Genomic DNA, 12,484 nt, shown 5'->3' with positions numbered 1-12,484 from the left:
CGGGGGGTGGGGGGCTGCGGAAATCGGTCAGCGGCGGCGCAGCGGCAGCAGGGCGCCCATGACGGCGTACGGCTTCGGCGCGCTCGGGAAGTGGACCCGGCGGGCCAGGTCGACGTAGCCGAGGGAGTGGTAGAGGCCGCGGGCGGGGCTGTCCGTGTCGATCGCGGAGAGGATCGAGCGGGGTTCGGTGGCGGTGTCGGTGATCCTGGTGATCAGGGTCCGGCCGATGCCGCGGTTCTGGTAGTCCGGGTGGACGTGGAGTTCGGTGATGACGAAGGAGTCGTCGAGCCAGGTGTCGTTGCCCTCGGCGCGCAGGTAGGGCTGGACGATGGTGGACCACCAGTGGGCGCGGTCGTTGGGCATGCCGTAGACGAAGCCGACGAGCCTGCCCCCGGTGGTGGCGCCGAGGGCCCTCGCGCCGGGGTAGTTCATGTGCCGCAGGACGATCTGCCGGCGTACGGCCACCTCGTCGGCGTCGAGGCCGAAGGCCACGGCCTGGACGGCGAGGGCCTCGTCCACGCGGGCGGGGAGGTCCAGGGAGCCGATGACGAGGTCCATGCGGGGAGCCTACAGGGCTAGAACAGCACGCTCATGAACGCTCCGACCTCGTCGAAGCCCACCTTCCGGTACGTGCGCCGCGCCGCCGTGTTGAAGTCGTTGACATAGAGGCTGACCACGGGGGCCACGTCCGCGAGGGCGTAGCGCAGGACCGCCGCCATGCCGGGGGCCGCCAGGCCCCTGCCCCGGTACTCGGGGGCCACCCAGACGCCCTGGATCTGGCAGGCGTGTTCGGTGGCGGCGCCGATCTCGGCCTTGAACATGACCTTGCCGTCGGCGTCGAGGCGGGCGAAGGAGCGGCCCGAGCCGACGAGTTCGGCGACGCGTGCCTGGTAGAGGAGGCCGCCGTCGCCGGCGAGCGGGGAGACGCCGACCTCCTCGGTGAACATGGCGACGCAGGCCGGCATGATCGTCTCCATCTCGTCCTTGCGGACGCGCCGGACGTACGGGTCCGGGGTGACGTCGGCCGGCATGCGGTCGGTGACCATCAGCGGCTGGTGGGGGCGTACGTCGCGGGCCGGGCCCCAGTGCGGTTCGAGCAGACGCCACAGCTCGGCGGTGGACTCGGCGGGGCCGACGATGGAGGAGCAGCGGCGGCCGGCCCGGCGCGCCCGGTCGGCGAAGGCCCGGATCGCGCGCGGGGTGGCGCAGATGGGGACGAGGTTGGCGCCCGCGTAGCACAGGGACGTGAGCATGCCGTCCTCGTACCAGCCCCACATCTCGCCGCCCAGACGCCAGGGGTCCAGGCCCGCTACACGGACGCGGGAGGTCACGAAGGCGTTCGCCACGGGTTCTCGGTCGAGGACGGCGAGGGCGGCTTCCAGGTCACTCGGTTCGAGGACCCGGGAGGTGGTCTGGGTCAACACGTGCGGGGCCTCACGCTCGGTTCTGCTGGTCTCCGCACTGTACCTGCGGAAGCTGGGCGGTGGCGTTGGGTGGAGGCCGACGTGCGGTGATCGGGGAGGTCGGACCGGGTGCCGTTGCTTCCGAGGGCTGCCGCCCCCAGACCCCTGCTGCGGCCTGAACGGCCTCGTCCTCAGACGCCGGACGGGCTGACGACCCGTGCCGGCACCGAGGGGTGCCGCCTCGCCCGGTACACCACACACCGGCGCAGCGGGCCCTGCGGCACGCCCGGATCGTCGAAGTCGTCCGCCTCGTCCCTCGTCATGCCGAGCCTGCGCATCACGGCCCGGGAGCGGACGTTGGACTCGGTGGTGATCGCGAGGATCTCCGGGAGGGCCAGCTGTGCGAAGCCGAAGGTCAGTGCGGCGCGGGCGGCCTCGGTGGCGTAGCCGTGGCCCCAGGCGGTGCGGGCCAGGCGCCAGCCCGCCTCGACCCCGGTGAACGGCATGTCGTCGTCGACCGGATCGAGGCCCGCGAAGCCGATGAAGTCACCGGTGGCCGCCACCTCCACGGCCCACCAGCCCCAGCCGCGCGCCTCCAGGTCCGACTGGAAACGAGCGACCGAGGCGTCGCTCTGCGCGCGGGTGAGGAGGCCGGGGAAGTGTTCCCTGACCTCCGGGTCGGCGTTGAGGGCGGCCCAGGGGGCGAGGTCGGTGTCCCGCCAGGGGCGGAGGATCAGGCGTTCGGTGCGCAGCTCGGGCATGGGGTGAGCCAACAGGCCCGGGCCGCGCGCCGCCAGTGGATAAGCGGGGCTCAGCCCGCGACCGACACCGAGGGCTCGCCGGAGGCGACGCCGTCCTTCTCCATCTGCTCGGCCAGCTTCATGGCCTCGTCGATGAGGGTCTCCACGATCTTGGACTCGGGGACGGTCTTGATGACCTCGCCCTTGACGAAGATCTGGCCCTTGCCGTTGCCGGAGGCGACGCCGAGGTCGGCCTCGCGGGCCTCGCCCGGACCGTTCACCACGCAGCCCATCACGGCGACGCGGAGCGGGACCTCCATGCCGGTCAGGCCGGCGGTGACCTCTTCGGCGAGCTTGTAGACGTCGACCTGGGCGCGGCCGCAGGACGGGCAGGAGACGATCTCCAGGCCGCGCTGCTTGAGGTTCAGGGACTCCAGGATCTGGATGCCGACCTTGACCTCCTCGGCCGGCGGGGCCGACAGGGAGACGCGGATGGTGTCGCCGATGCCCTGGGAGAGCAGGGCGCCGAAGGCGACGGCGGACTTGATGGTGCCCTGGAAGGCCGGGCCCGCCTCGGTCACGCCGAGGTGCAGGGGGTAGTCGCACTGGGCGGCGAGCTGGCGGTACGCCTCGATCATCACGACCGGGTCGTTGTGCTTGACCGAGATCTTGATGTCCCGGAAGTCGTGCTCCTCGAAGAGGGACGCCTCCCACAGGGCGGACTCCACCAGGGCCTCGGGGGTGGCCTTGCCGTACTTCTGGAGCAGGCGGCGGTCCAGGGAGCCGGCGTTGACGCCGATGCGGATCGGGGTGCCGTGGTCCTTGGCGGCCCGCGCGATCTCCTTGACCTTGTCGTCGAACTGCTTGATGTTGCCCGGGTTGACGCGGACCGCGGCGCAGCCGGCCTCGATCGCGGCGAACACGTACTTCGGCTGGAAGTGGATGTCGGCGATGACCGGGATCTGGGACTTCTTGGCGATGGTCGCGAGGGCGTCGGCGTCGTCCTGGGTGGGGCAGGCGACGCGGACGATCTGGCAGCCGGACGCGGTCAGCTCGGCGATCTGCTGGAGGGTGGCGCCGATGTCGGACGTACGGGTCGTCGTCATCGACTGCACGGACACGGGGGCGTCGCCGCCGACCGCCACGGACCCGACCTGGATCTGCCGGCTCTTGCGGCGCTCGGCGAGCTTGGTCGGAACGGACGGCATGCCGAGAGAAATCGCAGTCATCTGCTGTGCAACCCCAAGTCGTGGATCAAGGTCCGGACCCGTATCTGCGGCGGGCTCCAGGCTTCGAGATTACGCCACGCGGCCCGGCCGGATCACCCGCGGCCCGTAATGCCACCCGATGGGATGCGGCCGGGCACCCAGGGTGCCCGGCCGCCGTGAACCGGAGGTGGCTAGGAGATGCGCACCGGGTTGACCACGTCGGCGATCAGCACCAGGACCGTGAAGCAGATGAAGATCCCGGCGACGACGTAGGCGACCGGCATCAGCTTCGCCACGTCGAAGGGGCCCGGGTCCGGGCGGCGCAGCACCTTGGCGGTGTTGCGGCGCAGCGACTCCCAGAGGGCTCCCGCGATGTGGCCGCCGTCGAGGGGCAGCAGCGGGAGCATGTTGAACAGGAACAGGGAGAGGTTGAAGCCGGCCAGCAGGAAGACGAACATCGCGAGCTGCTGGGTGGCCGGGATGTCGAGGGTGGCGATCTCGCCGCCGACGCGGGCCGCGCCGACGATGCCCATCGGGGAGTCCGGTTCGCGCGGTCCGTCGCCGAAGGCGGCGTCCCACAGGGCCGGGATCTTGGAGGGCAGGGCGACGAGGCCGTCGACGGCGTCGCCGACGCGGTCGCCCATCCAGGTCATGGAGTCGCCGAAGCCCAGGGTGACGACGCCCTCGGCGGCGCTGAAGCCGAGGAAGCCCGCTTTGACGTACTCGCCCTGGACGTAGGCGCCGCTGGAGTCCTTCTTGGTGACCAGGTTGGTGGCGATCTTCGCGTGCAGGGTGACCTGCTGTCCCTTGCGGTCGACGACGATGGCGACCTCCTTGCCGGCGCTCTCGCGGATCCGGTCGGAGAGGGTGTTCCAGTCGTCGGTGCGCACACCGTCGAACGCGACGATCTTGTCGCCGGCCTTGAGGCCCGCGGCCGCGGCCGGGGAGGCGGCGTCCGACTTCTTGCACTCGTCGCGCTTCTCGCTCTGCGCGATGACGCACGGGGAGACCGAGCTGACGGTGGTGGTCTGCTGCTGGATGCCGAAGCCCATCAGCACGGTGAGGAACAGTCCGAAGGCGAGGACGAGGTTCATGAACGGGCCCGCGAACATCACGATGACCCGTTTCCACGGCTTGCGCGTGTAGAAGAGGCGGGTCTCGTCACCCGGCTTCAGCTCTTCGAAGGCGGCCGAGCGGGCGTCCTCGATCATGCCGCGCCAGGGCGAGGTGGAGCGGGCCTCCAGCTTGCCGTCGGGGCCGGGCGGGAACATGCCGATCATGCGGATGTAGCCGCCGAACGGGATCGCCTTGATGCCGTACTCGGTCTCGCCCTTGTTGCGCGACCAGATGGTCGGGCCGAAGCCGACCATGTACTGCGGCACGCGGATGCCGAACAGCTTGGCCGTGGACAGGTGGCCCAGCTCGTGCCACGCGATCGAGAAGAGCAGGCCGACCGCGAAGACCGCTATGCCGAGGATGAACATCAGGGTCGTCATGCACGGGCCTCCGCCGTCTGTGCCGTCAGTTCCCGGGTCCTTGCGCGTGCCCAGGTCTCCGCTTCGAGGACGTCCGCCACGGTCAGCGAAGTTCCCGCCTCCGGGGTGCCGTGCTCCTCGACGACCCGGGTGACGGTCTCCATGATCCCGTTGAAGGGCAGCGCACCGGCCAGGAAGGCCCCCACGCACTCCTCGTTGGCCGCATTGAACACCGCCGGGGCGGTCCCCGCGAGCTCGCCGACGTGCCGGGCGAGGTTCACCGACGGGAAGGCGTCGTCGTCGAGCGGGAAGAACTCCCAGGTCGACGCCTTGCTCCAGTCGAAGGCGGGGGCGGCGTCGGGGATGCGCTCGGGCCAGCCCAGGCCGATGGCGATGGGGCCGCGCATGTCGGGGGGCGTGGCCTGCGCCAGGGTCGATCCGTCCGTGAATTCCACCATCGAGTGAACATACGACTGGGGGTGGACGACGACCTCGATGCGGTCGAAGGGAATGTCGTAGAGCAGGTGCGCCTCGATGACCTCCAGGCCCTTGTTCACCAGGGTCGCGGAGTTGATCGTGATCACCGGGCCCATGGCCCAGGTGGGGTGGGCGAGGGCGTCCTCGACCGTCACATGCGCCAGTTCGTCCCTGGTACGGCCGCGGAAGGGGCCGCCGGACGCGGTCACGACGAGCTTTCTCACGTCCGCTCGCGTGCCGGCGGCCAGGGCCTGGAAGAGGGCGGCGTGCTCGGAGTCGACCGGGATGATCTGGCCGGGCTTGGCGCGCTCCTTGACCAGCGGGCCGCCGACGATGAGCGACTCCTTGTTGGCGAGGGCCAGGGTGCGGCCCGCCTCCAGGGCGGCGAGGGTCGGCGCGAGGCCGATGGAGCCGGTGATGCCGTTGAGGACGGTGTGGCAGGCGGAGGCGGCGACCTCGGTGGCCGCCTGCGGTCCGGCGAGGATCTCGGGGAGCGGTTCGCCCGTGCCGTAGTGCGCGGACAGCGCCTCGCGCAGCGCCGGTACGACGTCCTCGCGGGCCACCGCGACGGTCCGCACCCGCAGGCGGTGGGCCTGCTCGGCGAGGAGGGCGACCCGGCCGCCGTGGGCGGACAGGGCGGTCACCCGGAAGCGGTCGGGGTTGCGCAGGACCAGGTCGATGGCCTGCGTGCCGATCGAGCCGGTGGACCCGAGGATCACCACGTCCTTCGGCCCGTCTCCGACGACGGGGTCGTAGACGAGGTGCGGGTCGGCGAGGGGGGCAGGGCTGTCGCTCATGGCCCCCATTCTTCCCGTACTCGGGCACCGGATGTGCTCACGGGTGATGCCCCGTGCGCGTCATGCGGTGTACTTGGTGAACTTCTGCCACTGGGCGTCGACGATCTCGGCGGGGACGCCGCCGAAGTCCTCGGTGCCGAGGAGATCCGCCCGGAAGGAGAGGGTGGTCGAGCCGGAACGCACGACGGTCAGATAGTCGTACAGCTTCAGGCCGGGGTCCTTGACGTCCTGGGTGACGATGCGGAAGGCGTGCGCCTCGTCGCCGAGGTCGGGCGCCTCGACGGTCTCGACCGCGAGGACCTTCGCGTCGGTGGCCGCCCGCTCCTCGGTGAAGCCGCCCGCGCACTCCCGGCCGGCCCTGCCGAGCGACTTCATGATCGCGGCGGCGTCCTGGGCGGCGTAGGAGCGCAGCTGGATGTCGACCGTGACGCCCGGCTCGGCGTACGGGTCGGAGGTGACCCGGTGGACCTCCGCGACGGGGTCGTGGTCGGTGGCTCCCTCGGCGAGGCTGACCAGCGGCTGGCAGACGGCCGGCCGCGCGGTGTACACATCGGCGATCGGGCCGTCCTCGCTCACCGGGTCGCTCACGGCGTGCATCCCGGCGGGCTCGCCCTCCGCGAGCGCCGCGGCCACCAGCTGCGCCTCGGTGAGCGGCTCGGGGCCCGCCTCCGTGCCCGCCCCTCCCCCGTCGCCTCCGCCGCAGGCGGCCGTCCCCATCAGAACGGCCACCGCGATCGCCGTACGTCGTGCCCGTGCGCCGAACATGTCCCCCACCCCTGTGCTGTTGATCGAACAGAGTGCGATTGTGCACCAGGCACCGGGGTGGGGAGGGCCGGGGTCAGCGGATGGGCCGGTGGACGTTCTCCCGTGCCGAGGGGCCGGGTGTGGCGTCGGCGATCCAGGGGCCGTCGCCGGAGGGGTCCAGGACGCCTTCCTCCAGCCAGGTGTAGGTGCCGGCGAGCACGCCCTTGACGACCTTGCGGTCGATGTCGTCGGTGTTGGTCCACAGGCGGTCGAAGAGTTCCTCGACGCGGATGCGGGCCTGGTGGCAGAAGGCGTCGGCGAGCTGGTACGCCTCGCGGCCGTGGTCGTTCTGGCGGCGCAGGAGTTCGGCGCGGACGCAGGCGGCGCTCATGGCGAACAGTTCGGCGCCGATGTCGACGATCCGGCCGAGGAAGCCCTGTTTGGTCTCCATGCGGCCCTGCCAGCGGGACATGGCGTAGAAGGTGGAGCGGGCGAGTTTGCGGGCGTGCCGTTCGACGTAGCGCAGATGGCCGGAGAGGTCGACCTCGTGGCGGAAGTCGCCGTAGGCGGCGGGGAGCTGGCCGGGGCCGGCGACCAGCTTGGGCAGCCACTTGGCGTAGAAGACACCGGCGTTGGCGCCCGCCCTGGCCTTGTCGGCGAGGGACTTCTCCGGGTCGATGAGGTCGCCGGCGACGCTGAGGTGGGCGTCGACGGCCTCGCGGGCGATGAGCAGGTGCATGATCTCGGTGGAGCCCTCGAAGATGCGGTTGATGCGCAGGTCGCGCAGTATCTGCTCGGCGGGGACGGCGCGTTCGCCGCGGGCGCGCAGGGACTCGGCGGTCTCGAAGCCGCGGCCGCCGCGGATCTGGACGAGTTCGTCGGCCATCAGACAGGCCATCTCGGAGCCGTAGAGCTTGGCGAGGGCGGCCTCGATGCGGATGTCGTTGCGGTCCTCGTCGGCCATCTGCGAGGAGAGGTCGAGGACCGCTTCGAGGGCGAAGGTGGTCGCCGCGATGAAGCTGATCTTGGAGCCGACGGCCTCGTGCAGGGCGACCGGCTTGCCCCACTGCTCGCGGGCCCGGGACCATTCGCGGGCGATCTTCAGGCACCACTTGCCGGCGCCCGCGCACATCGCGGGCAGGGAGAGGCGACCGGTGTTGAGGGTGGTGAGGGCGATCTTCAGACCGGAGCCCTCGGGGCCGATGCGGTTCGCGGCCGGGACGCGGACCCGGTGGAAGCGGGTGACGCCGTTCTCGATGCCGCGCAGGCCCATGAAGGCGTTGCGGTTCTCGACGGTGATGCCCTCGGAGGCGGCCTCCACGACGAACGCGGTGATGCCGCCCGGGTGGCCCTCGGAGCGCGGTACGCGCGCCATGACGACGAGGAGGTCGGCGATGACGCCGTTGGTGGTCCACAGCTTCACGCCGTCGAGGATGTAGTCGTCGCCGTCGGGCACCGCGGTGGTGGCCAGACGGGCCGGGTCGGAGCCGACGTCCGGTTCGGTGAGCAGGAAGGCGGAGATGTCGGTGCGGGCGCAGCGGGGCAGGAAGGTGTCCTTCTGCTCCTGGGTGCCGAAGATCTTCAGCGGCTGGGGGACGCCGATGGACTGGTGGGCGCTGAGCAGGGCGCCGACGGCGGGGCTGACGGAGCCGACCAGGGCGAGGGCCTTGTTGTAGTAGACCTGGGTGAGGCCGAGGCCGCCGTACTTGGGGTCGATCTTCATGCCGAGGGCGCCGAGCTCCTTGAGCCCGTTGATCACGCCGTCGGGGATGCGGGCGTCGCGCTCGATGACCGACGGGTCGATCTTCGTCTCGCAGAAGTCGCGGAGTTTGGCGAGGAACTCCTCGCCGCGCTGGGCGTCTTCGGGTGCCGGGAGCGGGTGGGGGTGGATGAGGTCCAGGCGGAAGCGCCCGAGGAACAGTTCCTTGGCGAAGCTGGGCTTGCGCCAGTCCTGTTCCCGGGCCGCCTCCGCGACCTGGCGGGCCTCACGCTCGGTGACGTTGCGTGGGGGCGTTGCAGCGGACATGAGGCTCACCTCGCCGCGAAGAGGGATCTTGGGGACCGTACGTTACTGATCGGTGCTACCGGATCGTATGTACCCGAAAGCGGACGGCCCCACCAGTCCTCGCGCGGCCGTTCGGCCGATGTCGACGGAATACGCCCGGATGTCCAGCACCCGGCACCTCGCGGATCGGCAGGCCGCCGGCCCCGGCGACGGGGGGTCCGGTGGGCGGCGGGGCGGCGAGGGGCTTCTGCGGCGGCCGCGGCCCGCGGTGTTGCGGGCGGGGGTCTTCCGGGGGACCGTTCGCGTACGTCGGCCGGTGGCCGCCGGGTGCCGGCGCTGCCGTGGCGGCGGAGAAGGCTGTCGAAGCGCTTCGACGGACTATGGACACCCACCTTCGGTGGAGCTACTGTCGAACCACCCTCACTCGCCGTTGTCCGCAACGCTTGCTGTCGAAGCGCTTCACTAGAACTGGGAGAGCTGGATGGTCACCCTCGCCGAGGTCGCCCAGCACGCCGGAGTGTCGGCGAGCACGGTGAGCTATGTCCTCAGCGGCAAGCGGTCCATCTCCGCCACCACCCGGCAGCGGGTCGAGGAGAGCATCAGGGAACTGGGCTACCACCCGAACGCCGGTGCCCGCGCGCTGGCCGGCAAGCGGTCCAACATCATCGCGCTGATGATCCCGCTGCGCACGGACATGTATGTGCCGGTGATGATGGAGATCGCCATCGCGGTCGCCACCACCGCCCGCACGCACGGCTACGACGTGCTGCTGCTGACCGGCGAGGAGGGCCCCGACGCGGTGCGGCGGGTCACCGGCAGCGGGCTCGCCGACGCGATGATCCTGATGGACGTGGAGCTGGAGGACGAGCGGCTGCCGCTGCTGCGCGGCACCGACCAGCCGTCCGTGCTGATCGGGCTGCCCGCCGACACCACCGGTCTGACCTGCGTGGACCTGGACTGGACCGCGACGGGCGCGCTGTGTGTGGAGCAGCTGGCGACGCTCGGCCACCGTGACATCGCCGTCATCGGCGAGGCCCCCGCGGTCTACGAGCGGCACACCGGGTTCGCGGAGCGCACCCTGGACGGACTGCGCACCCGCGCCCGCGCGTTGGGGGTGCGCCTGCTGCACCGGCCGTGCGAGGGCGGGTACGACGCGATGGCCTCGACGCTCGCCCGCGTCTTCGACGAACGGCCGGACACCACCGCCTTCGTCGTGCAGAACGAGTCGGCCGTGGAGCCGCTGCTCGCGCTGCTGCGCCAGCAGGGCCGGGCCGTCCCGGAGGACGTGTCGGTGGTCGCGATCTGTCCGGACCAGGTCGCCGTCCAGTCCTCGGTGCGGCTGACGTCCGTGGCCATCCCCGCGCAGGAGATGGGGCGGCACGCGGTGGAGCTGCTGGCGGCCAAGCTGGACGGGCGCGACGGTGACCAGGTCGTGCTGATCGAACCCGAGTTGACGGTGCGGGCCAGCTCGGGGCCGGCCGCTTCCTGACGCCCTGTACGTCTGCCGTGCCGCCGCCTCGGGGGTGGCATCACCCTGTCCTCATCCAGGAGTACGCCTCGTGATTCAGCCTGCCGAAAACCCGCCCAAGGTGAGCCTCGCGCAGTCCTCCCCCACCGTCGGCACGTTCCGTGAGCGGGACGGGGCGCTGGAGTGGAGCGGCCGCCAGGAGACCGTACGCGTCGAAGCGTGGGGGCCGGACGCGGTCCGGGTGCGCGCCCGGCTCGGCGGGCCGGTCCTGGACGGGCTCCCCGGCGCTCTGCTGGACGAGGCCCCGGCCGCCTCGTCCACCGTCAAGATCGAGGACGGCCGGGGCCGGCTGACCGTCGGCGCGCTCACCGTCGACATCGACGCCGAGGGCCTGATCCGCTTTGTGCGCACCGACGACTCCAGCGAGCTGCTGGCCGAGGAACGCGCCCACTTCTGGTGGCCCGGCCCCCGGCTGTACACGGCGGTCGGCGGCGGCCACCACCGCCTGGAGCAGCGGTTCGCCGCCTACGAGGGCGAGCAGCTGTACGGCCTGGGCCAGCACCAGCACGGCCGGCTGGACCAGAAGGGCCTGGTCCTGGACCTGGTGCAGCGCAACGCCGAGGTGGGCATACCGGTGCTGACCTCCAGCCGCGGCTACACCCTGCTGTGGAACAACCCGGCGATCGGCCGCGTCGAGCTGGCGCACAACGGCACCCGCTGGGTGGCCGACTCGGCCCGCCAGATCGACTACTGGATCACCGCGGGCGCCCCGGCCGACGCCCAGCGCCGCTACAGCGCCGTGACCGGCCGCACACCGATGCTGCCGCAGTGGGCGGCGGGCTTCTGGCAGTGCAAGCTGCGCTACCGCACCCAGGACGAACTCCTGGCGGTGGCGCGGGAGTACAAGCGCCGGGGCCTGCCCCTCGACGTCATCGTCTGCGACTTCTTCCACTGGACGCACCTGGGCGAGTGGAAGTTCGACCCGAAGGAGTGGCCGGACCCGGCGGCCATGGTCCGCGAGCTGGACGAGCTGGGCGTCAAGCTGATGGTGAGCGTCTGGCCGTCGGTGTCCCCGCTGTCCGAGAACCACCCGGTGATGGAACAGCGCGGCTACTTCATCGGCACCCAGTACGGCCCCCTCGCCCACGCCGACTGGCCCGACAAGGAGGTGGCGTCCACGGTCCAGGTGGCCTTCTACGACGCCACCAACCCGGATGCCCGCGCGTTCCTGTGGTCGAGGATCAAGGCCAACTACCTGGACCCGTACGGCATCAAGGCGTTCTGGCTGGACGCCTGCGAGCCCGAGCTCAAGCCCGGCTTCCCGGAGAACCTGCGCTACTGGGCGGGCCCCGGCCCGGAGGTCGGCAACCTCTACCCGGCGGAGAATGCCCGCACCTTCCACGAAGGGCTCGTGTCCGAGGGCGAGTCGGAGATCATCACCCTCAACCGCTCGGCGTGGGCGGGCAGTCAGCGCTACGGAGCGGCGCTGTGGTCGGGTGACATCGGCACCGACTTCGCGACCCTGCGCCGGCAGATCGCGGCCGGTCTGAACACCGCGCTGTCCGGCATCCCGTGGTGGAACACCGACATCGGCGGCTTCCACGGCGGCGACCCGGACGACAAGGAGTACCGGGAGGTGATGGTCCGCTGGTTCCAGTTCGGCGCGCTGTCCCCGCTGATGCGGCTGCACGGCTTCCGCGAGCCCGGTATGCCGCTGGGCCCGGAGATGACCGGCGGTCCCAACGAGGTGTGGTCCTACGGCGAGGAGGCCGGGGCGATCATGGAGCGGTATCTGCGGCTGCGCGAGCGCCTGAAGCCGTACGTCCTGGACGTCATGCGGGAGGCCCACGAGGAGGGGCTGCCGGTGATGCGGCCGCTGTTCCTGGAGTTCCCCGACGACCAGGCCGCCTGGCAGGTCGACGACGCCTATCTCTTCGGCCGTGACCTGCTGGTCGCCCCGGTGCTCACGGCGGGCGCGACGGTCCGTACGGCGTATCTCCCGGCGGGCGCCCGCTGGACGGACGCGTGGACCGGTCAGACGTACGAGGGCGGTACGGCGGTGACGGTCGACGCCCCCCTGGACCGCATCCCGCTGTTCCTGCGGGACGGGGCGCGGCTGCCGATCGCCGAGTGAGACGCGTGCGGCCGGTCCCGTAGGGGAGGGACC

Annotated in this window: 10 protein-coding genes; 2 read left to right on the top strand and 8 right to left on the bottom strand. The window is 71.3% G+C overall.

Going from position 1 to position 12,484, the window contains the following annotated elements:
• Positions 1-27: 27 nt before the first annotated feature.
• The 8 genes from ACSU6M_RS25000 to ACSU6M_RS24965 form a co-directional block, all read right to left on the bottom strand.
• Positions 28-558 carry a GNAT family N-acetyltransferase gene (locus tag ACSU6M_RS25000; protein WP_437072457.1) on the bottom strand — a complete coding sequence of 177 codons (531 nt, stop codon included), beginning with the start codon at positions 556-558 and terminating at the stop codon, positions 28-30.
• Positions 559-575: 17 nt separating this feature from the next.
• The gene (locus ACSU6M_RS24995) at positions 576-1,424 is read right to left on the bottom strand and encodes a GNAT family N-acetyltransferase (protein WP_437072456.1); all 849 of its coding nucleotides are present in this window, start codon (positions 1,422-1,424) and stop codon (positions 576-578) included.
• 170 nt (positions 1,425-1,594) lie between these two features.
• Entirely contained in the window at positions 1,595-2,164 is a 570-nt protein-coding gene (locus ACSU6M_RS24990) for a GNAT family N-acetyltransferase (protein WP_437072454.1), read from the bottom strand.
• Positions 2,165-2,214: 50 nt separating this feature from the next.
• Positions 2,215-3,372 (bottom strand): flavodoxin-dependent (E)-4-hydroxy-3-methylbut-2-enyl-diphosphate synthase, encoded by a 1,158-nt coding sequence (gene ispG / locus ACSU6M_RS24985; RefSeq protein WP_437072452.1) that lies wholly within the window; start codon positions 3,370-3,372, stop codon positions 2,215-2,217.
• Between the two features lie 170 nt (positions 3,373-3,542).
• Entirely contained in the window at positions 3,543-4,835 is a 1,293-nt protein-coding gene (locus ACSU6M_RS24980) for a M50 family metallopeptidase (protein ID WP_437075335.1), read from the bottom strand.
• Positions 4,836-4,843: 8 nt separating this feature from the next.
• Positions 4,844-6,100: a 1-deoxy-D-xylulose-5-phosphate reductoisomerase gene (dxr, locus tag ACSU6M_RS24975; protein WP_437072450.1), complete on the bottom strand. Its 1,257-nt coding sequence runs from the start codon at positions 6,098-6,100 to the stop codon at positions 4,844-4,846.
• 60 nt (positions 6,101-6,160) lie between these two features.
• Entirely contained in the window at positions 6,161-6,865 is a 705-nt protein-coding gene (locus ACSU6M_RS24970) for a hypothetical protein (protein WP_437072448.1), read from the bottom strand.
• Positions 6,866-6,938: 73 nt separating this feature from the next.
• A complete protein-coding gene (locus tag ACSU6M_RS24965; protein WP_437072447.1) occupies positions 6,939-8,870 on the bottom strand; it encodes an acyl-CoA dehydrogenase family protein in 1,932 nt (643 codons plus the stop codon).
• A gap of 460 nt (positions 8,871-9,330) precedes the next feature.
• On the opposite strand from ACSU6M_RS24965, the gene ACSU6M_RS24960 reads away from it, so the two are divergent.
• Together ACSU6M_RS24960 and ACSU6M_RS24955 are read left to right on the top strand one after the other, a co-directional pair.
• Positions 9,331-10,338: a LacI family DNA-binding transcriptional regulator gene (locus ACSU6M_RS24960; RefSeq protein WP_437072445.1), complete on the top strand. Its 1,008-nt coding sequence runs from the start codon at positions 9,331-9,333 to the stop codon at positions 10,336-10,338.
• A gap of 70 nt (positions 10,339-10,408) precedes the next feature.
• On the top strand, positions 10,409-12,451 hold the full coding sequence (locus tag ACSU6M_RS24955) for a glycoside hydrolase family 31 protein (protein ID WP_437072444.1): 2,043 nt from the start codon (positions 10,409-10,411) through the stop codon (positions 12,449-12,451).
• The last annotated feature ends 33 nt before the right edge of the window (positions 12,452-12,484 follow it).

This window comes from Streptomyces sp. enrichment culture (genome assembly GCF_964272895.1).
GTDB lineage: Bacteria > Actinomycetota > Actinomycetes > Streptomycetales > Streptomycetaceae > Streptomyces.
Note: the sequence above shows the minus strand (reverse complement) of the source record. Positions and strands in the feature narration are given on the sequence as shown.

Bases quoted from the DNA above. Each gene is read 5' to 3' on its own strand.
- ACSU6M_RS25000 (WP_437072457.1), bottom strand. From the start codon at position 558: ATGGACCTCGTCATCGGCTCCCTGGACCTCCCCGCCCGCGTGGACGAG.
- ACSU6M_RS24990 (WP_437072454.1), bottom strand. From the start codon at position 2,164: ATGCCCGAGCTGCGCACCGAACGCCTGATCCTCCGCCCCTGGCGGGAC.
- ispG (WP_437072452.1), bottom strand. From the start codon at position 3,372: ATGACTGCGATTTCTCTCGGCATGCCGTCCGTTCCGACCAAGCTCGCC.
- ACSU6M_RS24980 (WP_437075335.1), bottom strand. From the start codon at position 4,835: ATGTTCATCCTCGGCATAGCGGTCTTCGCGGTCGGCCTGCTCTTCTCG.
- dxr (WP_437072450.1), bottom strand. From the start codon at position 6,100: ATGAGCGACAGCCCTGCCCCCCTCGCCGACCCGCACCTCGTCTACGAC.
- ACSU6M_RS24970 (WP_437072448.1), bottom strand. From the start codon at position 6,865: ATGTTCGGCGCACGGGCACGACGTACGGCGATCGCGGTGGCCGTTCTG.
- ACSU6M_RS24965 (WP_437072447.1), bottom strand. From the start codon at position 8,870: ATGTCCGCTGCAACGCCCCCACGCAACGTCACCGAGCGTGAGGCCCGC.
- ACSU6M_RS24960 (WP_437072445.1), top strand. From the start codon at position 9,331: ATGGTCACCCTCGCCGAGGTCGCCCAGCACGCCGGAGTGTCGGCGAGC.